30 protein-coding genes are annotated in these 26,999 nt (G+C 46.5%); 27 read left to right on the forward strand and 3 right to left on the reverse strand.

Going from position 1 to position 26,999, the window contains the following annotated elements; genetic code table 11:
- The first annotated feature begins 268 nt into the window (after positions 1-268).
- From PPA03S_RS17020 to PPA03S_RS17060, 10 genes are all read left to right on the forward strand, one after another.
- On the forward strand, positions 269-772 hold the full coding sequence (locus tag PPA03S_RS17020) for a DUF1648 domain-containing protein (protein WP_062324495.1): 504 nt from the start codon (positions 269-271) through the stop codon (positions 770-772).
- Between the two features lie 64 nt (positions 773-836).
- On the forward strand, positions 837-1,283 hold the full coding sequence (locus tag PPA03S_RS17025; RefSeq protein WP_062324496.1) for a GNAT family N-acetyltransferase: 447 nt from the start codon (positions 837-839) through the stop codon (positions 1,281-1,283).
- Positions 1,284-1,325: 42 nt separating this feature from the next.
- On the forward strand, positions 1,326-1,961 hold the full coding sequence (locus PPA03S_RS17030; protein WP_062324497.1) for a hypothetical protein: 636 nt from the start codon (positions 1,326-1,328) through the stop codon (positions 1,959-1,961).
- Positions 1,962-2,000: 39 nt separating this feature from the next.
- Entirely contained in the window at positions 2,001-2,495 is a 495-nt protein-coding gene (locus tag PPA03S_RS17035) for a GNAT family N-acetyltransferase (protein ID WP_062324498.1), read from the forward strand.
- A 55-nt stretch (positions 2,496-2,550) separates the two neighbouring features.
- Entirely contained in the window at positions 2,551-2,949 is a 399-nt protein-coding gene (locus PPA03S_RS17040; RefSeq protein WP_245683644.1) for a DUF6886 family protein, read from the forward strand.
- Positions 2,858-3,064: a DUF6886 family protein gene (locus PPA03S_RS34390; protein WP_369691087.1), complete on the forward strand. Its 207-nt coding sequence runs from the start codon at positions 2,858-2,860 to the stop codon at positions 3,062-3,064. The genes PPA03S_RS17040 and PPA03S_RS34390 overlap by 92 nt, the downstream gene beginning before the upstream one ends.
- Positions 3,048-3,884: a Cof-type HAD-IIB family hydrolase gene (locus tag PPA03S_RS17045; RefSeq protein ID WP_082704189.1), complete on the forward strand. Its 837-nt coding sequence runs from the start codon at positions 3,048-3,050 to the stop codon at positions 3,882-3,884. The genes PPA03S_RS34390 and PPA03S_RS17045 overlap by 17 nt, the downstream gene beginning before the upstream one ends.
- Positions 3,885-4,062: 178 nt before the next feature.
- Positions 4,063-4,611, forward strand: a complete 549-nt coding sequence (locus PPA03S_RS17050) for a glutathione peroxidase (protein ID WP_062324499.1) — start codon at positions 4,063-4,065, stop codon at positions 4,609-4,611.
- 172 nt (positions 4,612-4,783) lie between these two features.
- Entirely contained in the window at positions 4,784-5,644 is an 861-nt protein-coding gene (locus tag PPA03S_RS17055) for an AraC family transcriptional regulator (protein WP_062324500.1), read from the forward strand.
- A 48-nt stretch (positions 5,645-5,692) separates the two neighbouring features.
- Positions 5,693-6,463 carry an acyl-[acyl-carrier-protein] thioesterase gene (locus PPA03S_RS17060; RefSeq protein ID WP_062324501.1) on the forward strand — a complete coding sequence of 257 codons (771 nt, stop codon included), beginning with the start codon at positions 5,693-5,695 and terminating at the stop codon, positions 6,461-6,463.
- Between the two features lie 154 nt (positions 6,464-6,617).
- Here PPA03S_RS17060 and PPA03S_RS17065 read toward each other — a convergent pair whose 3' ends face one another.
- Positions 6,618-8,894, reverse strand: coding sequence for an FAD-dependent oxidoreductase (locus tag PPA03S_RS17065; RefSeq protein WP_062324502.1), 2,277 nt, complete (start codon positions 8,892-8,894; stop codon positions 6,618-6,620).
- Between the two features lie 145 nt (positions 8,895-9,039).
- On the opposite strand from PPA03S_RS17065, the gene PPA03S_RS17070 reads away from it, so the two are divergent.
- The 10 genes from PPA03S_RS17070 (at position 9,040) to PPA03S_RS17115 (ending at position 20,383) form a co-directional block, all read left to right on the forward strand.
- Positions 9,040-9,807 carry a helix-turn-helix domain-containing protein gene (locus tag PPA03S_RS17070; RefSeq protein ID WP_062324503.1) on the forward strand — a complete coding sequence of 256 codons (768 nt, stop codon included), beginning with the start codon at positions 9,040-9,042 and terminating at the stop codon, positions 9,805-9,807.
- 169 nt (positions 9,808-9,976) lie between these two features.
- Positions 9,977-11,797 carry a cache domain-containing sensor histidine kinase gene (locus PPA03S_RS17075; protein WP_062324504.1) on the forward strand — a complete coding sequence of 607 codons (1,821 nt, stop codon included), beginning with the start codon at positions 9,977-9,979 and terminating at the stop codon, positions 11,795-11,797.
- Positions 11,798-11,820: 23 nt separating this feature from the next.
- The gene (locus PPA03S_RS17080) at positions 11,821-12,687 is read left to right on the forward strand and encodes a response regulator transcription factor (RefSeq protein ID WP_062324505.1); all 867 of its coding nucleotides are present in this window, start codon (positions 11,821-11,823) and stop codon (positions 12,685-12,687) included.
- 156 nt (positions 12,688-12,843) lie between these two features.
- Entirely contained in the window at positions 12,844-14,160 is a 1,317-nt protein-coding gene (locus PPA03S_RS17085; RefSeq protein ID WP_062324506.1) for an ABC transporter substrate-binding protein, read from the forward strand.
- Between the two features lie 209 nt (positions 14,161-14,369).
- Positions 14,370-15,251, forward strand: coding sequence for a carbohydrate ABC transporter permease (locus PPA03S_RS17090; RefSeq protein ID WP_062324507.1), 882 nt, complete (start codon positions 14,370-14,372; stop codon positions 15,249-15,251).
- Positions 15,252-15,328: 77 nt separating this feature from the next.
- Positions 15,329-16,159: a carbohydrate ABC transporter permease gene (locus tag PPA03S_RS17095; RefSeq protein ID WP_062324714.1), complete on the forward strand. Its 831-nt coding sequence runs from the start codon at positions 15,329-15,331 to the stop codon at positions 16,157-16,159.
- A 265-nt stretch (positions 16,160-16,424) separates the two neighbouring features.
- Positions 16,425-16,673: a YczO family protein gene (locus tag PPA03S_RS17100; protein ID WP_062324508.1), complete on the forward strand. Its 249-nt coding sequence runs from the start codon at positions 16,425-16,427 to the stop codon at positions 16,671-16,673.
- 172 nt (positions 16,674-16,845) lie between these two features.
- The gene (locus PPA03S_RS17105; RefSeq protein ID WP_062324509.1) at positions 16,846-17,448 is read left to right on the forward strand and encodes a nitroreductase family protein; all 603 of its coding nucleotides are present in this window, start codon (positions 16,846-16,848) and stop codon (positions 17,446-17,448) included.
- 151 nt (positions 17,449-17,599) lie between these two features.
- Complete coding sequence (locus PPA03S_RS17110) at positions 17,600-19,231, forward strand: S-layer homology domain-containing protein (protein ID WP_245683645.1); 1,632 nt, start codon at positions 17,600-17,602, stop codon at positions 19,229-19,231.
- A gap of 186 nt (positions 19,232-19,417) precedes the next feature.
- Positions 19,418-20,383: an NAD(P)/FAD-dependent oxidoreductase gene (locus PPA03S_RS17115; protein ID WP_062324511.1), complete on the forward strand. Its 966-nt coding sequence runs from the start codon at positions 19,418-19,420 to the stop codon at positions 20,381-20,383.
- A gap of 98 nt (positions 20,384-20,481) precedes the next feature.
- Here the strand turns inward: PPA03S_RS17115 and PPA03S_RS17120 are convergent, their stop codons facing one another.
- Entirely contained in the window at positions 20,482-20,673 is a 192-nt protein-coding gene (locus PPA03S_RS17120; RefSeq protein WP_062324512.1) for a hypothetical protein, read from the reverse strand.
- Between the two features lie 173 nt (positions 20,674-20,846).
- On the opposite strand from PPA03S_RS17120, the gene PPA03S_RS17125 reads away from it, so the two are divergent.
- The 7 genes from PPA03S_RS17125 to PPA03S_RS17155 all read left to right on the forward strand — a co-directional run bounded on the left by PPA03S_RS17125 (position 20,847) and on the right by PPA03S_RS17155 (position 25,997).
- Positions 20,847-22,247, forward strand: a complete 1,401-nt coding sequence (locus tag PPA03S_RS17125) for an FAD-binding oxidoreductase (protein WP_245683646.1) — start codon at positions 20,847-20,849, stop codon at positions 22,245-22,247.
- The gene (locus tag PPA03S_RS17130) at positions 22,244-22,804 is read left to right on the forward strand and encodes an MFS transporter (RefSeq protein WP_062324514.1); all 561 of its coding nucleotides are present in this window, start codon (positions 22,244-22,246) and stop codon (positions 22,802-22,804) included. The genes PPA03S_RS17125 and PPA03S_RS17130 overlap by 4 nt, the downstream gene beginning before the upstream one ends.
- Positions 22,805-22,912: 108 nt before the next feature.
- Complete coding sequence (locus tag PPA03S_RS17135; RefSeq protein WP_062324515.1) at positions 22,913-23,266, forward strand: DUF3243 domain-containing protein; 354 nt, start codon at positions 22,913-22,915, stop codon at positions 23,264-23,266.
- Between the two features lie 278 nt (positions 23,267-23,544).
- Positions 23,545-24,099: a hypothetical protein gene (locus PPA03S_RS17140; RefSeq protein ID WP_062324516.1), complete on the forward strand. Its 555-nt coding sequence runs from the start codon at positions 23,545-23,547 to the stop codon at positions 24,097-24,099.
- Positions 24,100-24,257: 158 nt separating this feature from the next.
- Positions 24,258-25,115, forward strand: a complete 858-nt coding sequence (gene cyoE / locus PPA03S_RS17145) for a heme o synthase (RefSeq protein WP_062324517.1) — start codon at positions 24,258-24,260, stop codon at positions 25,113-25,115.
- A gap of 145 nt (positions 25,116-25,260) precedes the next feature.
- The gene (locus tag PPA03S_RS17150) at positions 25,261-25,743 is read left to right on the forward strand and encodes a tetratricopeptide repeat protein (protein WP_062324518.1); all 483 of its coding nucleotides are present in this window, start codon (positions 25,261-25,263) and stop codon (positions 25,741-25,743) included.
- 47 nt (positions 25,744-25,790) lie between these two features.
- A complete protein-coding gene (locus PPA03S_RS17155) occupies positions 25,791-25,997 on the forward strand; it encodes a hypothetical protein (RefSeq protein ID WP_062324519.1) in 207 nt (68 codons plus the stop codon).
- Here the strand turns inward: PPA03S_RS17155 and PPA03S_RS17160 are convergent.
- Positions 25,994-26,869, reverse strand: a complete 876-nt coding sequence (locus PPA03S_RS17160; protein WP_062324520.1) for a LysR family transcriptional regulator — start codon at positions 26,867-26,869, stop codon at positions 25,994-25,996. The genes PPA03S_RS17155 and PPA03S_RS17160 overlap by 4 nt on opposite strands.
- Between the last annotated feature and the right edge of the window lie 130 nt (positions 26,870-26,999).

A 26,999-nucleotide genomic window follows, 5' to 3' on the forward strand; every position in this document is an offset into this window, starting at 1 on the left:
CGATAGCTTAGATTCTTTTCGCCGAAACTTAACTACCGTTTAAAATGTGAAAACATTAGAACCATACCTAGAGTTGTATCCGCCACTTACGTTGGGAATTCATTCTCTCTGTAAACCAGGGTACAACGAGGAAAAGGCTGCCGGCGAAGGCGGCCTTTTTTTGGCTTATGCTATCATTCCTCAAGGGTGTTCAGAAATCATTGGAAAAATAGGTTGATCATTGTTAACATGTGATTATACTGTGTTGAACCAGAGAAGAGGTGGGAAATTGGAAATCAAAGATCGTCCAAAGCTATCAATCCCTAGAACATTACTGGAAAAAGCTTTAGACATCACAACGATCCTTTTATTTATTATCGGAACAGTATACTTCTTGCAACAATGGATGACCTTACCGGATCAGATACCGATTCATTTTGATATGAAGGGGGAGCCTGATGGTTGGGGAGGAAAGTGGGGAGTATGGCTGCCCTTAGTCATTGGCCTTATTTTATGGATTGGGCTTTCGCAGTTGGAGAAGTATCCTCATACGTATAATTACCTCCATTTAAATGTGGAGAATGCGGAGAGACAATATAAAAATGCACGGATTATGATTAATCTAATCAAGACAGAGATAACCATATTTTTTATTTATATCAGTTGGATGATTATGGACTTTTCAAGTGCGAACAAAGTCACTCATAATCATTGGTTGCCCATTGTCATATTCATTATCGTTTTATTTAGTTCCATGGGTTTCTTTATATACAGATCTTTTAAGCTCAAATAACGTGGAGACTATGCTCTGATTAAGAAGTGAAGACAAAAACTATGAAATCGTGAGGATATAAAAAATGAATAATCCCACTGTTAACGATGAATTGAAAATTGTATTTGAAGACAATGAGCAAGACTACAATGCTGTCTGTAGTAATCTGTATCATTACAATCTAAGAGAAACAAATGGTTTGTTAAAGAAACCGGGAAAAAGCATCAATTTGTTTCTAAGGGATAAGACTGGCAAAGCAGTAGGTGGAATCTTCTGTGCTACGTACTGCTATACCTTATATATTGATAACTTTTGGATTGATGAAGAATACAGAGAAAATGGGTATGGGAAACAATTAATCATGCAAGCAGAGAGCATTGCAGTTAGAGAGGGTTGTAAACTGGCCCACACAAGTACATTTTCTTACCAGTCTCCTGGATTTTACAAGAAGATGGGTTATGAAGTGTTTGGAATGATAGATGAATACCCGGAAGGCATTATTCAGTATTTCTTGAAGAAAAGACTTACATAGGAAACTCAAAATCATTTATAACACATACAAAGGAGAAATGATATGACGGTCGTTGGAATCTTGGGAACGATTCATAATCAAGAATTAAGAGAGAAATATAATAGTTCACTTACCCTGTATGAGGATCTCATTACAGAATTTAACCCGGAGATCATCTGTGGTGAGGTGCATCCCCAAAGCTGGGAGAGATATATCAAAAATAAACAGGATAAGGGATACTGGGGGGAGCCAGCCAGTGAGTATTGGGAACTTATCTTTCCAATGTGCGAAGAACGAAATATCAAGTTTGTGCCTATTGACTGGTTTGAGTTGGACGTCTGGAATGATTTTGATCCCTTTAACGGCTTCTCAGAAGAGCAGCGTAAAGCGTTGGAGAAGGTCGATGATGAATGGTTTGCTAAACAAATGAATACACATGACGTTGGATTGATTCCCTTTAATTCGGATGCATTTGATGAGATGACCAAACAAAAGTATGAATGGTTGGATCAGATTAACCCAAAAGCAAATAACTTCCGATGGATCGTGCGCAATCAAATTATGATTCAACGTGTGAAAAACACATACCATACGAATCCGGATAAGAGAATTCTATGTGTTGTGGGAGCAGATCATAATTATATGTTCAAAGAGGAATTGATAAATGAACCTATCGAATTAATATACCCATTACGATAGTTCAATGACTAAACGATGAATCTTCAGGAGGCGTATGCCATGATCAGATTATGCAACAGCAAGGACTCGGATGTAATGGTTGAGATTATTAATGATGCAGCAAAGGCATACCAGGGTGTAATTCCCGAGGATCGCTATCACGAACCCTATATGTCATTGGAGGAATTGAAAGAGGAAATCCGTGATGGCGTCGTATTCTGGGGCTTTGAAGATCATAATAAATTATGGGGCGTTATGGGGATTCAGGATAAAGGCGATGTTGCTTTAATCAGGCACGCATATGTAAGAACTCACCAACGAGGGAGTGGAATAGGAACAAAGCTGTTGGCTCATCTGATGGCGTTAACCGATAAACCGATATTAATAGGAACCTGGGATTCCGCAGAATGGGCCATCAAATTCTATTTAAAAAATGGCTTTACACTTGTTTCATCGGATGAGAAGAAGCAGTTATTAACTCGATACTGGAACGTACCCGAAAGACAAATCGAGACCTCTGTTGTTTTATGTGACGGGAAGTGGAATGCTTTTTGAAATTAAAAAGATTTCTTAGGGTCTTAAGAGTCACTAAATGAAGTGAGGTGCTCGTATGCTTTATCATTTTAGCGAGATTTCAGATATCCAGGTCTTTATTCCGAGGGAGAAGCAAAACAGACCTGGTTTCCCTGCAGTGGTGTGGGCTATTGATGAAGAGCATGAATATTCATATTACTTTCCAAGGGATTGCCCGAGAATCATTTGTAAAAAGACAGAAACGATAAGTGATGAAAATAACGAGAAGTTTTTCAAACATTCTAATGCAGATATCATCGTTACAGTTGAAAGTTCTTGGTATCCGAGGATGATGAATCAGATCATGTACAGGTACCATTTCGATGACACCAATTTTGAGCTGTTTGATCCAACATGCGGGTTACTACACTTCAACTCAGGTTACAAAGCCTCTACATACAGACCATATGGATTGTTTAATAGAGAGATTATTTAAGAAAGGAATCGAACTTCGATTTACTCCCAATCTGTACCCTCTAAGAGAAGCGATACTTCAATCGGACTTCAAGGAATTTGGGATCCATAGATTCAGCAATGCAATGGAACTCTAGAGTGAATTCAAGTATCATAGGGGGGATTTCTATACAGTATCCAATAGTCGTATTAGATTTGGATGGAACATTGCTCAACACAGATAAACAAATTTCGAAACGGAATTATGAGGCAGTGATGACATGCTCTAAACAAGGGATCAGATTGATCTATGCTACAGCACGCCCACCAAGAGCAGTAAGGTTGCTTTTACCTGAGGAATTGCTTCATAGCGGTTCATTTATATATTACAACGGAGCTTATATCCACTGCAATTACACTGGTATTCAACAATATGAACATATAGACCCTGCGATGACTGCTGAATTAATAGATTATGGCATGGAGATTAACAATGTTAACCATGAACTGGGCTTAAGCCTTGAAGTGGAAGATCAATGGATTAGTTTAAAAGAATATGACTATACAACACTTATGAGAGTCAAAGAAAACCCAACGATAAAATCATTAGAAGAGCTCAAAGGGACTGCTGCAACAAAAATACTTTTTACGGGGTTCAAGAATATAGATTTTCTCAGAGAGAAGTTTGCATCCAGATTAAATGTTTTGGTTACAGACGGTGGTAATCTTGTTCAAATCTCTTCAATTAAAGCCTCCAAAGAAAATGCATTGAGAATTTTATGTAAGGCAATGAACATAAATCTTGAAAACGTAATGGTTTTTGGTGATGATTTTAATGATATTGGGTTATTTGAAATATGTGGCTGGCCGGTAGCCATGGGTAATGCAATTGAAGAGTTGAAGATTCTCGCGAAAGAGATCACGGATACGAATGACTCTGATGGAGTTGCGAAAGTGCTGGAACGAATTTTGATTTGAGTGATTTTGATATATGGGATGACCTATATCAACCCCATCTTTCGATCATGAGATTGATGTGTTTGTCGTTTGCGGTAATAGTCCAGCTATATACGATACAGATTCTTCTATTTCGTATATAATGGAGAAATTCATAGGAGTCTCTATAACTACATATATCGCGAGGTGCACCAATCTTATGCCAACCATCTATGACTTTAACGTTACCAAAACGAGTGGAGAACGATTCCCGCTCTATCAATACGAAGGAAAGCCAGTGCTGATCGTAAATACAGCGAGCAAGTGCAAGTACACACATCAGTTTGACGACATGCAGAAGCTATATGACCGCTATAAAGAGCAGGGACTTCAGATCATTGGTTTCCCGTGTAACCAGTTTGCCGAGCAGGAACCAGGAAGCAGCGAAGAGGCAGAATCCTTCTGTCAGATTAACTATGGCGTGAAGTTTCCGATGTTCTCCAAAATGGATGTCAATGGGGAAACAGCGCATCCGCTGTACGACTTTTTGAAGAAGTCGGGTCCTTTTGCGGGCTTTGATGAGACAGATGTGCAAGCAAAACTGTTGAAGTTGATGGTGGCGGACAAAGCACCGGAATGGTTGCATGGGGATGCAATCAAGTGGAACTTTACGAAGTTTCTGATTGATGCCGAAGGGCATGTGGTTAAACGTTTTGAACCAGTAGACTCGATCGACGAGATTGAGGCGAGTATAGAACAGCTTCTTTAAATAATCTTTTACTATAATCATTCTTTTACAATCCCAAAGGGCCATGACATGTACCGTAAACAAACGGAGACGTGCATGGCCCTCTATATTTCAAGACTGTCGAGTACTACCCGAGCGGACGTGAAACAGGTAAAATGGAAAGAAACTTCTCCAGAACAGGAGGTGCTTGGACATGCCCAGTATGATGCAATTTAGTGCTCCACTGGAATATAGCTATCGCTCTACCAGCACATATGACCCTGGAGTATCGGACGGATTTCATTCGCATCCCCATTACGAGGTGTATTATTTTCATGATGGAGAATGCACCTATCTCATTGGAGATCGAGTGTATAACCTGGAACCGGGTGATATGGTCCTGATGCATGGGATGACGCTTCATCGTCCACATCCTCTTCCAGGCAGGCCGTATGTGCGAACGACACTGCATTTCGACCCATCAGCCCTCCGCAGCAGCCTGCACCCGGATCGGATCAGCGATGTACTGAAGCCGTTCGAAGAATTAAGAAATTGCCGAATCAATCTGACGGGGAATGTCCGCTCCGAATTTGAAGCCTTGCTGCTGGATCTTCATCAGCTTATGGTGAATTCAGGGGATTTCATAAAGGAACGGATGAACGTTCGCTTATGTGACCTGTTGTATGTAATCGCCGGGATCTGCCGAGGCAGTGTGGAGGAACACCGTCCTTCTTCCGAGAAGGAGCGACATGTGCAGCATATCATTGGTTACGTCGAAACCCATTATATGCAGGATATTGGTCTGGATGATCTGGCAAATGAACTTCATCTGTCGAAGCCTTATTTGGCAGGGCTGTTCAAAGAAATGACCGGCAGCACCATATTTAAATATTTATATGACCGGCGCATTAATCAGGCCAAGCTATTATTCCAGTTCCAGCCGGATATCAGCGTAACCGAGGCCAGTCGACTGGCAGGGTTCAAACGATTATCCCATTTCAGCCGAATTTTTAAACAAAGTGTAGGGTGTGCACCTGATCTGTACCGCAGTCGTCTGCACCGCACGCTTGATTAGCAGTAGGTTCAGAGATGAAGTATCGCACCGCCGAGGAGGTTTACTCACATGCAAGCTGAACAACCATACAAGTTTCAATACCGGATTGGATCAGCCGATGCGGACTACCAATCACAATGTCGTCCATCGGCCATGCTCGAATATATGCAATTAGCAGCAGACCGCGATTTAGCTGCCATGGGCGTTACCGTGGCGGAGATGCTGGAGCAAGGATTAGGCTGGATGCTGTTAACGACAGATGTCATGATCATGCGTCCAGCCCGATTGGAAGAAGAAGTATCCTTGCAGACGTGGCACAAAGAAAATAAAGGTGTGACATGGTTAAGAGATTATATCCTTACAGATCCATCAGGAACACATCTGGCTGAGGCTCGCACGGCGTGGGCTTTGGTTGATCTGAAGAAACGCAGGGTCGTCAGACCATCAGCTCTGCCTTTTGAAGTGAAATCGTATCCCGACTTAACATTGGGTGAACCTCCTGTCAAAGTGGTGGTCCCTTCTGAACTGAATTTGCAGGAACATGATCGTCTAACTGTACAATACAGCAGCACAGACAGTAATGGGCACATGAATAATGTCCGGTACGCAGATATTTGTTGTGATGCGCTGACACTGGATGAACTGGCAGCAGGCGTGGTCCGTCTGCAAATTTCGTATCATCGGGAGATTCGCATGCAGGAGCAGATGATCGTCGAGCGCTCAGCTGTTACGGACGGAGTTGTATGGGTCCGAGGAAGACTGGCTGCGGAGCATGAAAGCATTATTTTTGAAGCCAAATTGAGTCTTGGGGATTCCCCCGTTGAGGAATTAAATAAATAAATTACCTAAATTAATTCGGGGAATGCTGTTTTTTTGGTTCAATTGGATGTTTTATATACAGATCATTTAAGCTGAAATAGACTTTTTAAAATCTTTGAAGTGCCCCCTAGAATTCATGGGAAATTCCAGGGGGTTATTCCATTGCTTTTTGCGTTCAGCTCTTGCCTGTCGCTGTTGGCTCCCCATACGCCCGAATCTCAATCAACTCCGCGTACCTGCTGCCATTGGTAGCATCAATTCTTACCTTAAGCGCCTGTGCATACACAGGTGTATCTAAGGAATGAATGACTTTTCTTCTGCGGTTTTCCGTTACGTTTATAATCTCGATCCACTCGCCAGACAGAGCGAGTACCTCGACTCGATAATCGCGCACAAGTTCAGGCATGACGCGGAATGTCGTGTGATGGTGATGCAGATTAACCAGATCCTCGTTCACATCATCATTGAACGTCAAGTGCAGTTCAGCCAAGGTCTGTGGATCTTCCCACGTTAGTTGAACCCATTCTGGTCTGCCAGACTGCATCGGCTGCGACATCCACTGCTGCGGGCCACCAAAGGGGCGATGGTAACCGTTGATCGTGTTGTCCGCTGAATAGGCCGTGGTCTCAGAGAGAGTACGACAGCAGAACGGCTGACGCGCCAACCCTTGCATGGACCACAATACGACAGGCTGATCCGTGGCATGATCCTCCAGATTCTTGGACACGTGGTTCTCTTCTGTTCTGAAGAAGATCAGTACCCCGCTGTGTGCTTCCGTGGAATGGTAGAGGGAGATAGTTTCATTCGCCCGGATGATAATAAAAGCATTCTGCGGTTCTTCCGGTCGCCATTCGAGCGGAAAGTTCACCCACTGCGCAGTTCCCGCCGTAACGTTAACAGTCGCCGTGACTTGTAACGTATGCGGGACGTAGTTCTCCTTACGCCCCGTATCCCACAGCTCTACCGTCAGTTCGGTATCGCTGCATGCATCCAGCAGCAGCTCCAAGCCGCTGAGCACTGGATGCACAGGCAGCAGCAGGGCGGCATCCATACCCAGCGGGTACGTTTCGCCAGACTGCTCCAGAGCGATGCCCGTCAGCGTGCTGGAGGCTGTAGCCTGGGCACGCCGGGCCAGGTCAAGCTCATCGCGGCTGCGCACTCCGATGATGGAAGCGTCCTGCCGCAGCAACGTCTGCTGCAGCACCGCAAGATGCCTCGCGTGCAGCTCGCGCGGCGACACCCCCATGGCCGCGCAGAGCGCCGCGCCCGTACCTGCGGCTTCGCCGATGACCGCGCATGTCGCCATGACGCGGGTCGTGCCGAAGGCGACATGCGAAGCGCTGATGTCGCGTCCGGCCATGAGCATATTCCGCACATTGGCGGAATACAGCGAGCGGAACGGCACGTGATACACGCCATCGGCATGCATATGCTTCGAGCCGCTCGCTTCGGCGTACATGCCCTGCGGGGGATGCAGGTCAATGGACCAGCCGCCAAAGGCAACGGCATCCGGGAACTCCCGCTGGCTGATAATATCGTTCTGGGTGAGCACATAGTCACCCGTGAAGCGGCGGTACTCCCTTTTCCCAGGCAGCGAACCGATCCACTCCAGCGTCATCTGGTCAGCTTCGAATTTGCCGGAATTTTTGATATAGTCCCAGATGCCGTAGATCACGGACCACAGTTCATCACGGATCAGCTCATTGTCATGAACGGTGTCATGTTCACCGCCCCATTCAATCCACCAGTAATGACAACCGGAATCCCCGCTGCGAATGACCCGACGAATCGGAATGCTGGTCTGTGTAATATCCTTGGCAAAAGATGGCGGGATATAACGGACGGGCGCACCAGTATCCTTGGTATAGAAGAGAAGTGTGCTGCCCAGCGTGATCTGATCGGCTACCTCAGGTGCCCATTCTTCACCGTATTCGCTGCGGGCTTCCCGGCCGAGTGCGAACTTGGCGCCAGCCAGAAAGCCAACCAATCCATCGCCCGTACAGTCCAGATAGATCTGACTTTCGAATCGGATTTTGCGTTCAGAACCCATCATCCACCCCGTAACAGAGGTGATCATGCGTTCCTCTCCATCTCCTGTGGCCTCTACTTCATGTACATCGGTATTCAGGTACAGACGAATGTTGGGTTCGGCTCGAACGGCTTCCAGAATGATCAAATCCCACAGATAGGGATTGCCCTCCGGATTACGATACTGATTCTCTACAAACAATTCTCCCATAATACCAGTCTCGCGGGCATAGCGGTTAATCCCGTGGGCGGTAGCGCCACAGACCCATACGCGTACTTCGCTGCTGGAATTGCCGCCGAGTACGGGGCGATTCTGCACCAGCGCGACCTGTTGGCCCAATCGTGCCGCAGATATGGCCGCGCATACGCCAGCAAGCCCACCCCCGATGACGGTGATATCCGGTTTAACAAGTTCGTGCTTCATATAAACACCTCTCTCATTGAATATGGAGGAGCCTAAGCTCGTATTTCATATCTATAATTTCATATTAGTTCTATCTATTTACTTTTCAAATACACTATATTATCATCGAGCATATACTTTATTTCACAACAAGGGCAGGTGTATCATGGACCTCCTTAATCACATCTACTGGAAGAAGAAAGCTGAGTTTGCCTTGGCAGAGGATATCTATGACGCTTGGGTTGTCTTTGCCGTTGAAGAGGGCGTATTTCGTTTTGAGATCGGGGGGCAGACCGGAGAGGCGGGTTTCGCGGATCTGGTGTTGTGTCCTCCACGCGTTCCTTTTCGCAGAGAGACGGTAACCCCGCTGACGTTTCATTATATACAGTTCAGGTGTAACTCCGCAGAGGATGAGGACCTTCTGCCGCCGATCGGAAAATCCCTGATTAATGATACGAAGCGTCTGGCTTCGACCTATACTTATCTGCGACAGATGAGCGAGGACAACGATGAGGCTGCAGCAGGGTGGAAAACCCATCTGATGATGGACTTGTGGCAACTGTATCAGTGGGAGTACAGACAGAGTAGCTTAATGGAACGAAAGTTCACGGAAGACGCTCTGATGGCTGAAGCGGCAGTTTTGTTGGAGGATTGGGCAGGAGAGGCGGTTAGTCTCCGAGCATTGGCCGAGCGTCTGGCTTTGAGTCCAGTTCAGCTCACCCGGAGGTTCCGTGAGGCCTTTCAAGAAACGCCATCCAATTATCTGAAAGCGATTCGTCTCAAAAAGGCAAAAGCCTTACTGGCAGATAGCCGTCTGACCCTTACGCAAATTGCGGAGAGATGTGGGTATGAGAACGGATTTTATCTGAGCCGTGTATTCTCGTCCACGGTGGGGATTAGCCCCTCGGAATACCGGAGACGACATCAAGTATGAGAAAAGGTTTCATCCATTTCTTTCTTACACGAATAGAACATATCTGTGGATTTCATATGGATGCAGGCAACGAATATCACATATCCATGCAAATCATTCGACTCCGGCTTTAAATGGCAGGCAGGTGCTATAATGGGTTCATTAATTGTAGAGGAGCGAGCGCAAAGGAATGAAGAAGCCGAACTGGAAGAAGTTGTTGCCACAGCGACTGAGGTACAGACTGTTCGGCGCGTTTGTGGTGTTAATTCTTCTGCCGTTCAGTGCATTGAATGTATATAACTATCAGCAGATTGAATCCCTGGTCGAGCAGAAGATCAGTGAGCAGAGTCATGAGCAGCTGGTACAGATGTACCGCTCTCTGGAGGACCAGATGAGCATCGCCTTCAAAACACTCATTTTTCTGGAACAGGATTCTGCGGTAAGAAGTGTGCTAACTTCCCCGGACAATCGTACGCCGCTTGAGAACAAGTCGTTGGTGGAAGAGAAGTTTAAAATGATCAACAATAGTTTCTTCCTATATAATCCCTCCGTGTACTTTACCTTGCTGGATTTTCATGATAGCGTTTACACTTCGTATTTGCCCAAAAAAGCACTGGCGTACGGCCCCTATCTGGAACAATTCCGCGAGCGTCTGGGGGAAATAACCATTCCAAAAGGCGGTGCGGATTCACACTCGCTTCAACCGGAAGAACTCCTCTATCGCTGGGATGCACGGGATACTAACCCTGTGCTCAGAGAGTTATCCTCCAGCCCATATCTGTTGTCGCTGTATGCCTACATGAAAGATAGCGGCGGCAAACGGTATGGACTGGCACGAATTAGCATCGATTATTCCTACTGGTTTCAAACCATGCTGAAGGATTCACAGAGTAACCAGGAGTATTATCTTATTACGGGTAGTGGGGAGACTATTGCCCGTTCATCCAAAACTGCTGCCCTTTCCCCGGAGTTAATGCGTGAAATTGCTCTACATCCGGCAGAGGCTTATCTGACCGATCCGGCTTCGGATACGCTGATTAACTACGTGTATATCGAATCACTGGACTGGTATATGGTGAATCGGATTCCGCTATCGATCCTCTTTACAGAGATATCCGAACTCAAACAGCGTTACTTTCTGACCTTTTTCGGATTCACAGGAGCATTTGTACTGATGGCTTTTATGATCTCGGCGACGTTCACGCGCCCTTTGTCGCATCTACAGAAACAGATGAAGGAGGTTGTCCGCAAAAACCTCAAGATTCGTATTCCCGAAGGCCGAAGCCGTGGGGAAGTATTGGAATTGACACGCACGTTTAATACGATGCTGGATGATGCCAATCAGATGATCAACAGACTCAAGACGGAGGAACGCCAGAAGGAAGCGGTACATTTTCATATGCTCCTGGCTCAGATGAATCCTCACTTTCTCCTGAATACATTGAATACAATGAAATGGAGTGCGATCCGCAGCGGGAATGAGGAGATCTCCGAGATGTGTGTTTCCTTGGGCAAATTACTGGAGGTCAGCCTGAATTCACAGGTCGAATTGGTATATCTGAAAGATGAGATCGAGTTGGTCCAAGCCTACCTTCATATCCAGCGGATTCGTTACCGCGATAGCTTTGAAGTGACCTGTGACTTTGATGATAAGCTGGAGTATGCGCTAGTGCCCAAGCTGAGCTTGCAGCCACTGGTGGAGAATGCAATTCACCACGGTGTCGGGCCACTGGAGCAGCTTGGGCAGATCCGTATCAGAATTTATAGGCAACACACAGAAACACTGATGCTGGAGGTGGCAGACAACGGAATCGGAATGGAGGAATCCCGGCGTTTGCAGGTAACCCGGACGCGTCCAGGGATCGGCCTGTCCAACCTCAGGGAACGATTGCGGTTATTGTTCAAAGGTCAAAGTAAACTTGAAGTGATCGATACCAAGCCTGGGACATTAGTTAGGTTCAGCATTCCTTTTTTATTGTCGACGCCTTATGTACAGAAGCGATCCGACTAGACGACTGGGGAGGGGAATCTGGAATGTGGAAAGTATTACTTGTAGAGGATGAGGTATTTGTACGAGAGTCGGTACGAGAGATTATTTCCTGGGAAGAGCTGGGCTTCACGGTCATCGGAGAATCCGGTAATGGCACCGAAGCGCTGGCGATGATCATACGGGATACACCGGATCTGGTGCTGACCGATATTGTCATGCCGGGTATGGATGGGCTTGAATTACTCAAACAGACCCGCCAGGCCGGGTTAAAGACCAAATTTGTCATGCTCACCTGTATGGGTGAGTTCGAATATGTACGTCGTGCGATGGAATACGGGGCTTCCAATTATATTCTGAAGCTGTCCATGAGTGTGAATTCACTGCGTGATACACTCCGTAAAGTAAGTGCGGAACTGGGAGCTTCGGCTGAAGCCCATACAGAAACAAATCATCATGAAGTGTCGTCTTCTGCACCGATTCTCACATCAACGCCCGCTTCACCTACTTCTCTTACGGTCTCTTCTGCGCCCCCGTCTGAGACTGATCTTCCGTTCATACCTGTTCGTGAGCCAGTGGTGAAGCATCCGGAGATTAGCAAAATTATCGAGTACATCGGACAGCATTACGACCAGGACATTACCGTCAAATCCATGTCACGATATGTGATGATGGGAGAGAATTATGTGAGCGCTTTGTTCAAAAAGAAAACCGGCTATACCCTGATTCACTATTTGCACGGGGTACGGATGGAGAAGGCGGCTGAATACTTGCGTGAAACGGATCTTCCTGTACAGGAGATTGGTTACCGGGTGGGATTCGGAAGCGATAATTATTTCATTAAAATATTCAAGCGTTGGACCGGTTGCACGCCCAGCCAGTATCGCCACCGCTCATACTCACAGGATGAATAGAAGGAATATGTGTACCGAGTGCTCAGGCAAGCAAGGGTAAGTCCGTATTTTTGTTCAATTCGAATCATGGATATGTATCTTATGGACTCATGAAGATCCCTGCTACGATGTAACGGAAGGTACATTCACTTCAATTCAGGGAGGTCGTGTGACCATATGAGAGCCAAAAGAGGATTAACCGGATTGATCGTAGGCGTGCTGATGCTGGGATTGCTTGCCGGCTGTGTAGGTAAAAATGAGACGAACGGTGGAGATAACGGAGGTGGAGCGGCAGGGGGAAAGGTGAAGCTGACCATGTGGGGCGCGGTGCCGCCTGAGAATGGTCCGCAGGAAGTGGTGGATACCTGGAATGCGGAGAATCCCGATATTCAGGTGGAATATGTACGGTTTGTGAATGACGATGATGGCAACCTGAAGCTGGATACGGCGCTGTCCACCGGGCAAAACGTTGACCTGTATGTCAACTATACCCTCACGAATCTCGATAAACGCATCAAGGGTGGGACAGCACTGGATCTGGGCGAGTTCACCGACTACAACATTGATGAGAAAATGGGTGAAGATGCGGCTTCCTGGAAAGTGGATGGCAAATATTACGGGATGCCGACCAAGAAAAACGCTGCCTTCTTCGCTTTAAATATGAAAGCGCTTGATCAGGCTGGACTGAGTGTACCGACAGCCTGGACATGGGATGAAGCCCGTGAATATGCTCTCAAACTGAAGACGGCTGGCTTTAAGTACGGATTGGTGCAGCATACCGCTTCCTATGTAGATCCGCTCGACTCCGTTTTGGTGAAGAACGGCTATGTTAAGGCAGACGGCACTTCCAATCTTGATGATCCGCTCGTTACCAAATGGCTGGAGACATTGAACGGAATGATGAAGGAGGATGCAACTACTCCTCCACTTGGCGAGCAGCTGACTTCCAAAATGCCGGTGGAAAACATGTTCCTTGGCGGTGAGTCTGCCATGATCAACATTGGCGAATGGCTGATCCGCACATCGAACAATATGACCGAGTTCCCTCGGGATTGGAAAATCGCCTTTGCCCCTGTACCAAGATTGGTTGCAGAGGAAGCGGATATGGTGAAGAGCGGGGGACTGGGTGACTTTATCGCCATCAATTCCAAGTCGAAAAACAAAGAAGCCGCATGGGAATTCCTGAAATGGTACGCTGATGGTGGTATGATGCCTATGGCTGCTGGTGGACGTTTGCCTTCCTCAAACGCGGTCGATCAGCAGACAGCCATTGATCATCTGCTGGGTGATTATGCCGATACCTATGACAAGGAGTCTCTGGAATTCGTGTTGTATGGTGATGAGACACCTACGTTTGTCCGCAGCATTGCGCAAGAGGTGGTCGATCTGCGTGCACAGGAGTATGAAAAGTACTTCCTTGGTAACCAGACTGCCGAAGTTACGGTTCAGAACATGGTCAAACGCCATAATGACTGGTTGAAGCAGAACCAATAGAATGGAAATGCACTGAGACAGAAGGCCGTCCCCGATGGGGCGGCTTTTTCTATATAAACAATAGAATAATTCCATGTTGTTTCTCTCCTGAAAGACAATGCCGAAATACATATATCTGTGATATCAGGTACAGGGTTATGTTCCTTAAATGTTAGAGGACATCTTGTTATGCTTAAATCCAGAACAGATGTTAAGGAGTGGGGGAGCATATGCATAAATCCTGGATGAAACGGCAGAGCAGGCTCGGTTATCTGTTTATTGGGCCCAATATGATTGGCGTGCTGTTGTTTTTTATTATACCGGCTGTCTATTCGTTCTATCTCATGTTCACTGATTACAAATTCATGAGCCCAGAGACACATTTCGTCGGGCTGGATAACATTCGCCGAATGATGAATGATGATCTGTTTGGCGTGGCGCTACGAAATACATTTGTATTTCTGTTAGCGGTTCCGGTATCGATGGGGTTGGCATTTATCGTGGCGGTGGCGCTGAACAAGTCGGTGTATTGGCAAAAAACGTTGCGTGCTCTCTATTTCATGCCCTATATCACCAGCGGCGTTGCCATCGCCTTTGTCTGGATGCTGTTATTCCAGCCAACGTCGGGGCCGATTAACGGTTTCTTGCGCGGGATCGGTATAACGAATCCACCGGGCTGGTTATCGACAACTGAATGGTCCATGTATGCGATTGATATCATCTGGATCTGGTTCATGCTGGGTTACAACATGATTATTTATCTGGCCGCTTTGCAGGAAATCCCGGAGGAATTGGTTGAGGCTGCACGGATTGATGGAGCCCGTCCTTGGCAGACGATACGCCAAGTGATCTGGCCGCTTGTGAGCCCGACTACCTTTTTGCTGCTGATTACCGGGCTGATTATGACCATCAAGAACTTTGGTATTATTCAAGCGATTACTCAGGGTGGGCCAGGGAACAGTACAACCGTCCTGTCGCTTTTTATCTACCAGAATGCCTTCCGATACTACGAGATGGGATACGCTGCTGCCATTAGCTGGGCGCTCTTTGCCATCATTATGGTCTTCACCGTTCTGCAGTGGCTTGGTCAGAAACGTTGGGTTCACTATTAAGGAGGGGAGGAATCGTTATGGAGAAACGAAATGCCACGAGCGCGAAGCCCACAGCTCCGCATTCACCTATAGTTCGCATGGAGTCCTTGACCCAGATTCGAAAAATCATATTGACACTTCTGATGTCCGGTTTTGCCTTGCTGATGATTATGCCGTTCATCTGGATGATCAGCACATCGTTCAAATCTCCTGCAGATGTATTCACCTATCCCATCCAGTGGATACCCTCCAGCCTGAACTGGGAGCATCACATTAAGGTTTGGAGCGGAGCGGATACCTTTGCGACATATTATCTGAACTCGTTGAAAATATCGTTAATTAGCACGATCGGAGCTGTATTTCTCTCGGCTTTCGCAGCCTACGGCTTCGCACGGATTCAATTCAAAGGCCGGGAGACACTGTTCCTGATCTATCTCTCGATGATGATGGTGCCTCCGCAGGTGCTCTTTGTACCGAAGTTTCTGATGTTTGAGTGGGTCGGCATATATAACACGCATTGGGCATTGATCCTGCCTGGAATGTTCACGATCTTTGGGGTGTTTATGCTGCGGCAATTCTTCCTATCGGTGCCTTCGGAGATCTCGGAAGCGGCGTTCATCGACGGTGCCGGTCACCTGCGCATATTCTTCAGGCTTGTTCTACCCTTAGCGAAGCCTGCGCTTGCTACACTGGCGATTATTGATTTCTCTTGGCACTGGAATGACTATGAGAATGCGCTCGTGTTCCTGATCGACAAAGACCTGTACACCGTGCCGCTCGGACTGCAGAACTTTATTCTGGAGAACAATGTGGACTACAACGGCATGATGGCCGCTGCCACGGCAGGCATTATCCCGATGATCATCGTCTTCCTGGTGGGACAGCATTATATCATCCAGGGCGTGGCTGGAAGCGCCGTGAAGGGTTAAAGCTGCGATCCCATAATATAACCCGGGAAAGTCAGATGGATTCCATTCACATCCACACTATGAGATTTATTATTTTCATGAAGAATTGAGAAATTGCCGGGTAAAATCGCCAGTCATAGAAGTCTTCGTGGAGCCGACCAGCTTGTCTGGTTGTTTTTTTTTGTTCTTTTTCGTTAAGTAAATCGACATTATCGACATTACTGTGTTTAGAAGAAATGCAGAACAGGTAAAGAAAGGGTAATGAAATAAGAGGAGGCGATCATGAATGAAAGAGCGCACACCGGATCAAAATAACAACGATACCCATCCGAAACGTTTCCGTGACAATCCAGAGCAGTATCAAACGGAGAAGGAAAGTTTGCTTGACCTTCATGAAGAAGAACAATCCGTAGACCCGATTCCAATGGAAGATCTGAATATGGAAGCACAGGAAGAGAAGGATAAGGATCAGACCAAAAGTAACTCGTCTACGGAAGAGAAATATCGCACTGATTATCGCAAAAAAGACGAATGAAGGATAAAACCAAGTGGAGTTATGAACAAACTTGTTAACGTGTTTTCATAAATGTATGTCATGAATGTACATTTGGTGAAAATAAAATAGTTTGTTGACTAATGTATGTTACTATATTATAGTTACTATGTTGGCAATGAGGAAAATTACCATTTTGGGAGGTTGAATATTAATGTCTACATCTTTCTTTGAAGCGTTGAAAAACAGAAGATCTTATTATGGAATCAGCAAGGAATCCACGATCTCGGATGCTAAAATTCAGGAAATCGTGGAAGAAGCGGTGAAATACACCCCGACTTCATTCAACTCACAAACATCTCGTGCTGTTGTTTTGCTCGGTGAACAACATGACAAACTGTGGAATCACACGGAAGAAATCTTGCGTGAAGTGGTTGGCAATGCAGAAGCATTCCAATCCACAGCTGAGAAAATGGCCGGATTCCGCAGCGGATACGGAACAGTTCTTTTCTTCGAAGATAACAATGTGATCGCACAGCTTCAACAAAATTTTGCATCGTATGCGGATAACTTCCCGATCTGGGCGAACCAATCCAATGGTATGCTGCAGCTGGTGATCTGGACTGCATTGGAGCAAGAAGGTCTGGGAGCTTCCCTGCAGCACTATAACCCGCTGATTGATGAGAAAGTTAAACAGGAATGGAACATTCCGGAGAACTGGAGACTGATCGCCCAAATGCCATTCGGCAAACCAACAGCAGCACCGGGCGAAAAAGAATTCCAACCGATTGATCAACGTGTAAAAGTACACAAGTAAGACTTTCGTCCAAAACCCGAATGTGACCTCGAATCTTTATAGATTGAGGTGCCATGGTTCAGCGAATTTCCCAATATTTAACCACATACGGCCTTGCTTCAATTTGATACGATGATGTAGATCGTACTCCATTGAAGTGAGGCTTTTTGATGTGAATAATAGAATAACGAAACGTACCCGGCGAAAGCTATGGAAGGCTGTATTGTGCGGCGTACTGGCCATAGGATCATTCTCGATCGGTGAATCGACAACGCAGGCAGCAGCGGCTCAGCAGGGGTTCCAGGATACAACCTCCAGTTATGCCAAGGAGGCCATTGCACATCTGGTCAAGGCAGGAATTGCTGCTGGCACCTCCGAGAATATGTTTGAACCCAAAAAGGCGGTCACTCGTGCTGAATTTGCAACATTTGCCGTGAGACTACTGGGGTTGAAACCGGTAAAAAACCATATTAATCCTTATAACGATGTCAGCATGAATGCGTGGTATTACGGCAACATTGCAGCCATGACCAATCTTTTCATTCTGGAGGGCAAGAGTCAGGGCGTGTTCCAGCCGAACGCCTCCATCACGCGGGAAGAAGCGGCTGCACTGCTGGTGAGGATGTTGAAGCAATCCTCCAAATCAACGAATCTTCTGTCTTCCACATATGACGATGCAGCTCAGATATCGAACTGGGCACGTCCTTATGTGCAGACTGTATATCAGCTTGGCCTGATGCGCGGCAGTGACGGCATGTTTCGTCCACATGATCAGGTGACCAGAGAAGAGGCTGCAGTTATGCTGGATGCCATTTTACAAAAGAAAACCTGGTCAAGTCAGCTGAAAAGCGAGGATCAGCTCGGTATTCAGCTGGGATGGCAATATAACGCCTCCACTGCTGAGTTCAAGAAGCAGATCGAACAATCAGAAGCAAACACACTGGTTCCCCGCTGGTTTTTCCTGAACAGCAGTATGAAAATCACGGATCTCACAGACACGTCCCTGTTATCCTGGGCAGCTGCTACAGACAGACAGGTATGGCCGCTGCTTGGCAATCGTTCCAACCCGGACCTTACTCACCAGATGTTAGCCAGTTCGGTTAACCGGGCAGCCGTGATCTCACAGGTCACATCTTTTGTGAAAACATATCAACTGGATGGCATTAACGTGGATTTCGAGAACGTCCTGCCAGCTGATCGTGAAGGAATGACCGCATTTATTACTTCGCTGACAACGGCTCTGCATGCACTGGGCGCTGTTGTATCCGTGGATGTATCACCCGATCTGGGCACAGACTGGACCGATGCATTTGATTATGCCCAATTGGGCGCCGTATCGGATTATATGGTACTGATGGGATATGAGGAGCATTGGAACGGCGATCCGCAAGCAGGGTCTGTGGCATCTCTTCCTTGGGTTGAACAGGCTCTGGATACGATGCTCGCTGAGGTAGTTCGCGCCAAAACGATTTTGGCTCTGCCTTTGTATACACGTGATTGGTCATCGGTGAATCCGGCAGCCAGTTCATGGGACATTACCCTGGCAGAACAGGGTATGCGTGCACGAGCTTCAGGTTCCGTAAGACAATGGGATGCTGCATTGGTTCAATATGTTATTGGATATAAGAGTAACGGAACACCAAGATATATATGGGCAGAGGACAGTCGTTCCTTATCCGCCAAAGTAATGATGAGCGGAGAGCGTAACATTGCTGGGTTGGCCTACTGGTATATGGGCGGCGAGACGGCTGATGTATGGAATGCCATTTCGAACGCATCACGATTTGAATCATACATTTTCTGAATTCCTTTACTTCAACCGACCCAAACGCACCGTTTATTCAGACGGATGGTTTGGGTTATTTTATTTTGGTAAAAGCTACGTTGTAACGGATTACGTTTGATTTTGGTTGAACGGTGTAAATGGATAGAAGGATAGTGAACTGTCCAATAACATATAAGAGATAGAAGCATAGGAGGGAGATGGAGCATGCGAGAGTATGATTGCATCATAGTAGGTGGAGGACTCGCAGGACTTCAGGCAGCCATTCAGATGGGGCGTTACTCTTGCCATCGGGTGTTGGTGGTGGACGCAGGAGAAGGCAGATCAACGTTATGCCGAACCTATCATAATATTCTTGGTTTTCCTGATGGAGTATCCGGTGAAGAGCTGCGCTCCAAAGGCAGAATGCAGGCAGAGCAGACTGGAGTGGAGTTTGAGAAAGACCGTATCCTTAAGGCAGGACGCCGGGGAGAACAGATTCAATTGTTCGGCTCTTCCGGCTCTGAATATATGGCAAAAACAGTCTTACTGGCAACTGGACTAACGGACAGGATACCAGACATCCCGGGATTAACGCCTACGCTGGGTCGAACCGTATATGTGTGCCCGGATTGTGATGGATATGAAATTCAGAATCAGCGAACGATATTGCTGGGTTCAGGTGAAGCGGGGGCAAACATGGCCATGGTTTTAATTCAACGTACCCGTGACCTGTTGTACATCAATCATGAGCAGTCGCCGATCTCGGCACAGCTTCATCGAAGCATGAAAGAGACGGGGGTTCGTTATCTTGAGGCAGCGGTTCAAGAAGTGCAACAGATGGAAGACGGCCATATTACGGGTGTATTGACGGAAGATGGACAGATTTATGAGTCGGAACGCGGTTTTATCGCGTTTGGAGGCAATCGTGTGCACTATGAACTGGCGGAGCAGCTTGGAGCCGTCATCGCGGATAATAAACATGTGAAAGCCGACCCGCGGAGTATGCAAGCAGCGCCTAATGTATGGATTGCAGGGGATTTGGGCCTGCACGCGGAACAGGCGACTGTGGCTATGGGTGAGGGATCAATTGCTGCGATCTGGATTCATAAGGCATTGCAGCAGATGAAGAAGGAAAACCTAAGTGAAACCAATATAAATGCTCAGGGTGAACAAACCCGTTTATCGTTATAAAAAAATGAAACAAATCAAAAGTCCCCCGACCGTTGTTACTGAGGTTGGAGGACTTTTTACGTTGTATGCAAACTGTGCTGTCAGACGAAGGTTGACGATTAATTTTGGCTTTTATCGCGGGCATCGTTCTTTCTTTTGGCTTTGCTGGGGTGGGTAATATTGTCGACGATTTCTCCTACAGCTTCCTCAATCATGTCCGTTGGCCCGGGATTATGGGGATCGGGGTGCAGAATGGTATTGACACCAGGTTCGAGGTCTTTTTTTTCTCGCTCTTTTTTAGGCTCGCTCATGGTAAATTCCTCCTTATTCAGGTATGTTTAAGGTGTTCCTTAACATATCCATTCTCTTTAATGTATATGTAAACGATTAACCAATGCGATCAAATTGAAACGTTGAATGTAAGGGAGGAGGAGTTAAGCTGGTCAAAAAAATGAGCGTGCTCCTGTTACTTCTGTTTTTATGTGTGTGGACATATGAGAGAACCAATAGCGATGATCAGAATCCATATCTGATTACCGACTACAGTCGACTTCACCCGGTTAAGGTTGAACGTGTTGTGAAGGGTCATGAAGAGCAGCAGCTCGTTGAACTGCTCCGTGACGCCCGAAAGCGTAATCTGACGGTATCCATTGCAGGACAACGTCATAGTCAGGGAGGCCACACCTACTATAAAGATGGCATGGTTATTGATATGACCTCCTATAACAAAGTGCTGGAAGTCAATACCGATGCCAAAAAGGTGCGTGTACAGGCGGGTGCGACTTGGGCAGACGTACAGCGAGCCATTAATCCTTATGGATTGTCCGTCAAAAATATGCAGTCCCAGAATATTTTCACGGTAGGCGGGTCCATCAGTGTAAATGCACATGGTCGGGAGCTTCGTCAGGGTTCCTTGATTCAAAGTGTAGATTCCTTTCGTCTCTTGACGGCCGATGGTCAGATTCGGCACGTAAGCCGCACCGAGAATGCTGAGCTTTTCCCACTGGTGCTTGGAGGTTATGGACTTTTTGGCCTGATTCTGGACGTTACTCTGACGTTAACGGATAATGAAGTTTATCGTCTTACGACTGAGCAGGTGCAAGTTAGGGACTACCCGTCTTATTTTCAAAAAAATGTCCTTGGAGACCCGATGAAACGAATGCATCTGGCCCGAATTTCAGTTCAGCCCGGTGAAGGCTACTTTCATGAAATGTACGCACTGAATTATGAGCTTGATCCAACCGCTTCACTAGATAAATATAACCATCTGGATGAACGCGAAAGGGGCGTACTTCCCAGCAAACTCCTGTTCAACCTGAACCGTGAATTCGAATGGGGCCGGGCGTGGTTTTGGCCTCTGCAACAGCGATACTTCGAGTCACAGGATGGCAAGAGGCTTAGCCGCAACAATGCCATGGCTTCTGCGTCTGCTTTCATGGAGTATCATCAGCCGGGTGAAAATGATCTGCTGCAGGAATATTTTATTCCGGTGGATGCCTTCCCGGCCTTTGTTCAGGAGATGGGAGAGATTGTTTCCCAAGAGCAGTTGGATCTGCTTAACATTACGGTCAGGTATGTGAAACATGATGAAGAAGCTGTGCTTTCATATGCAAGACAGGATATGTTCGGTCTTGTCTGTTTATTTCACGCTTCATTGTCCGGGACAGAACAAGGAAAGTTCAAGGGCAGTATGCAGCAATTAATGGATACCGTCCTTCGATATAACGGAACATATTACCTGCCTTATGCAGGTTATGCGACTTCAGAGCAATTCGAACAGGCCTATCCGCGGAAGAATGAGTTTTTTGCAGCCAAAGAAAAGGTTGACCCCGATCATCTCTTTATGAATTATTTTATGGAGGAATATGGAGGACATCATCCATGAATATCAAGTGGCTTATTCGATCTCAAAGTATCGTTACCCTCGCTTCGGGTATGATTTATCCCTATTATCTGTTGTTTCTCAAAAATCTGGGTAACAGCTTCTCCAAATACGGGCTTGCCTTTGCCGTGTTTACGATTAGCTCGGCAGCTGCTTCGCAATGGCTCGCTCCTCGGATGGATCGACAAGCCAAACCGTGGCTCATCGTAAGTGCCGTGGGGATGGCTGCGGCCATGATAGCATTTCCATGGGTCACATCCTATATCTGGGTCCTTCTACTGCAAATCATCATGGGGATATGTAATGCGATGCAGCGGATGAGTGAACGGGTGTTGCTTGCCGATTATACGGTAGCTGGGCAGCGGGGCCCAGCTGTTGGAAATTATCATTTTTGGACATCTGCTGCTTCCGGATTTGCCGTCATTGTCGGCGGTGTGTTGATCGATTGGCTGACGATTGATGTATTATTCTATCTGAGTGCGATACTGTATATGTGGGGAGCTCTGGCGGTGTGGCGATTACGAAGCAAGGCTGAGGAGCAACCCATGGCTAAAGGATAGAAATGTCTGATTAATCTCCAGCGAAAGGTTTATATTATAGATAACCTGGTATGTTTAAGCAATTTGCTTGAACTCCACAAAGCACATATTCTCAAGGAGGTTTTTCAGATGAATGAACAAGATCATGTCATCCATAAAGATGGCCAAGTTGCAGCCGACAAGGTAGACAATGCCATTGAAAAGATTGCACCGGAGGAAAGAGAACATATTTTACAGAACTTTGATGCGTTCAAAGGATACTTAGGCAAACGAATTGCGATGGGTGAATCAATTGGACTGGGCGAGGAGCAAATGGCCAAAATCGCCGAGAAGGTAGCCGATTATTTGGCAGCCCGGGAAGAGCCGCGTAACCGTGAAGAGAAATTGCTTCAGGAATTGTGGAACGTTGGGAAAGAAGAAGAACGCCACATGTTGGCTCATATGCTTGTACGTCTGGCTCAGGGAGCGGCTCCGAACCACTAAGATCGAGCTGAAACCAAAAGCTAAACCAACAGAAACCTTGGAGGCTATGACATCCAGGGTTTCTTTTTGGTTACGTTGCTTTTCTTTTGTTAAGATGGCTGTACAGAACTGATGACACGTATTGTAACTATTTTTCATCTGGCTGATACTTTTATAGATGGCATACCCGTTAAGATAGGGTGAGTAGAAAACAGAATTAAATATTTCATATGAACGTTTGAAGGAGAAGCCTTCCGGTTAAGGAATACTAACGTTCATAATAAGGAGAGATGCTGCCTATGAAGAACGCGGCGAAACAATGGAAATTACGATTGCTGGGTGCGGCTGTTGCATTGCTTGGCATGATTGTGCTTGCTACATATTTGCTTACACCAGCGAATGCCGAGGAGAGTACGGATTCTGCTCAAGTATCCCAAGCTGCCAACTCCGAGATGTTTACAGCTTATGTGGACGATTTACAGAAAGAGAATGGTAAACTGTACTTGGTTGTAGACAAGATTGGCTGGTACCAGGGGACAGAAGCAGATCAAATTTTTGAACAACGCAATCCGAACTCGGGTATAGATGGTGCGCCTGATGGATATTATATTGTCAATGACAGCAAAGAGCAGGAAAAGGTTGAAGTAAGTCCGAATGCAGAGGTATTGATGCAATTGTACGATCGTGATGGCACAGTCGAAGGTACGAACATTCAATGGAATGAGTCGGTGACGCTCAGCAAGTTCGAATCATTGTATGATAATACGAATATTCTTGATCTGTCGGTATTCCCGTATCACCTCACTGTGCAGGATGGCAAAGTGATCAAAATTGTACAGCAGTACATCCCTTAAAACGACATGAACATGCAACGTTTAAGCATTCCTCCGGTTTCATTCAACCGTGAGGGATGCTTTTTGGTTATGACAAATTCATGAAGGAGATTGTAATTGATGGTAGGTACATGTATCATTATAGGAATGGTGTTTTTACATAGTTCAGGAGGCTTACCATGCTTAAAGACATGATTGCTTTAACGAAACCAGGACTTTTACGGCTGAATGTATTTGCGGTGGCGGTAGGGTTCTGGGTCGCTTCAAAATGGGATATTTCATGGATATCTCTCCTCATGGTGTTAATTGGATCAACCTTGGTCATCGCTTCGGCCTGTGTGATTAACAACTACTGGGACCGTGAATTGGACCAGAAGATGGAGCGCACCAAAAAACGGATTGATTACATTAACCATCTCAAGCCCAAGTTTGTACTCGGGTATGGCCTTGTTCTTGGTGTGGCAGGTGTAGTGCTGCTGTACTTCCTGGTTAATCCGTTGTCCGCATGGATGGCGTTGCTCGGGTGGTTTGCCTATATCGTGATTTACACGATGTGGCTCAAACGCAGTTCGACCTGGAGTACGTCGCTTGGCGGAATTGCAGGTGCAATGCCGCCGGTAATCGGTTATTGCGCAGTTACCAATCAGATTGATGTGGGTGCCTGGTTGCTCTTTGCACTGTTATTTCTATGGCAGCCGCCTCACTTCTGGTCTCTCGGAATTCGCAAAGTGGAGGAATATCGTGCAGCAGGTTTCCCCCTTTTGCCCGTAGTCAAGGGCGTCAAGCGTACCAAGTTTCAGATGATTCCTTACGTTTTTCTGTTGCTTCCTTCTGTATTTCTGCTGTATTACTATAACTACGTTGGGCTTGTGTTCTTGCTTGTCTCCGGCATTGGAAGTCTCATCTGGTTTGTACACACCCTAAGCGGACTCAAAACACAGGATGACGAAAAATGGGCAAAGGTTAACTTTCTGATCTCTGTCAATTATCTCATGGTTGTATTTATCGTGATGGTAGCGAATACAACCTGGTCATGAACAAATCAACTGCTTTTGTAAAATGAAAAGCACGCTGCGGAATACGTATGGACAACCTATGGTTGTTTCAAAATATTTCCCGGGGTGTTTTTTTGTTATAATTATACTATGGAAAACGATTTTGGAAGAATGGGAAGTGGAGTAGATGAATGATTTACAGCAGGCTATCCTTTTGAGGACGGAGGGAAAAGTGCAGGAGGCGATAGAGCTCTTGCAGGCACTGACCTTGCAAGAACCGGAGAACGCACAGGTATGGTATCAGCTGGCTTGGGCGCATGATTCACTTGGATTGGAGCGCGAAGCGGTACCACATTACGAACAGGCTCTGCGTCTTGGACTCCCGGTTGAGGACAGGGCAGGCGCCATCCTTGGACTAGGCAGCACGTATCGCACTCTGGGGCAGTATGCGCAGGCGAAGGCTTGGTTTGAAAAAGGGTTAAGTGAATTCCCGGAGAACCGGGAATTTGAAGTTTTTCTGGCCATGGTACACTACAATCTGGGCGAACATGGGGAAGCAATGAGACGGCTGTTGCTGCAATTGGCAGATACATCAAGGGATAAGGGAATAACCGACTACAGCCGAGCAATCCGTTTCTATGCCGATCAGCTGGATCGGGTGTGGGACTAAACCTGGCTTATCTGGCTATATAACACCTAACCTAAGGAGATGATTGGATGAACTCGAATCACGAACTCGATCAGGTGCGCGAGAGACTTGACAGGATTGAACAGAAGCTGGATTACCTGGCAGGAGCTCAACAGGCGAACAGACGCTCACCCGGCGTACGCTTCCTGATTGGTTTTGCAATTATGATTGCCATTGTATTTGTTTTCATGCTGGTCATTGGTGTTATACAATTTATTAGTAACGTCACAGGTTAAAACGATGGAGTGAGCCATTCCTGTACCGCTTCAATAAAACGACGCGATGCAGGGGACAGATTAGTGAGCGACGGGCAGGCGATGCCAATGGTACGATAAGGATCTCCTGTGAGCGGAACGAGAGCGAGCTCGTTCGTATGGTGCTGCAGAACCATTTCAGGCAAAAGACTGATGCCAAGACCGTTTCGAACCATCGCCATGATGGCCTGATCCTCGGCGACTTCATAGACGACATTCAGCTTGGCTGCATGCTGGCGAATCAATCGTTCGATTTCGTTATCACCGCCCCATTTAGGCAAAATAAAGGGCTGTTCCAGCAATACATCAAATGAGACAGACTTCTCCGTAGCGAGTGGATGTTCCAAAGGCAGGATGCACATCATCCTGTCTTTTTGTAATGGAGTCGTCTCAAAAGGGGAAGCATCCCCCAGGGACAGAAAGCCGAGATCGATGGCACCTCCAGCCAGCCAGCTTTCAATTTCAGCATAGTCCCCTTCCCACAGCTTTATTTCGATTCCGGGATGACGCAGGCGAAATTGCTTCAGGATGCCAGGCAGCCACTGCGTAGATACACTGGCGAATGTGCCAATGCGCACGGTTCCAATCTCGGCTCCGCGAATCAACGAGATCTCCTGGTTCATGAGTTCCGTCCAGCGCAGAATTTCACGAGTATAGCCCAAAATCCGTTCCCCTTCGGCAGTAAGTCGTACACCGGAGCGGCCTCGATTCAGCAGCGAAAAACCGCACTCGGTCTCCAGACTGGCGATCGCATGACTGACCGCTGATTGGGTAATATTCAGGGCTTCTGCTGCTTTGGTGAGGCTGCCGTATTCGACTACGGCATTCAGAATTTCGTATTTGACCAATGACATGAAAGATTTAGTTCCTCTCTTCATTTAATGCATGAGTTAATTTCATATTATCTATTATAAATATTCATTTTTATAATGCAAAGAGATCGTTTATACTTGCCAAGGCGAGTTACTTCGACAGAGCCTCGGA

This window comes from Paenibacillus pabuli NBRC 13638, from assembly GCF_001514495.1.
Taxonomy (GTDB): domain Bacteria; phylum Bacillota; class Bacilli; order Paenibacillales; family Paenibacillaceae; genus Paenibacillus; species Paenibacillus pabuli.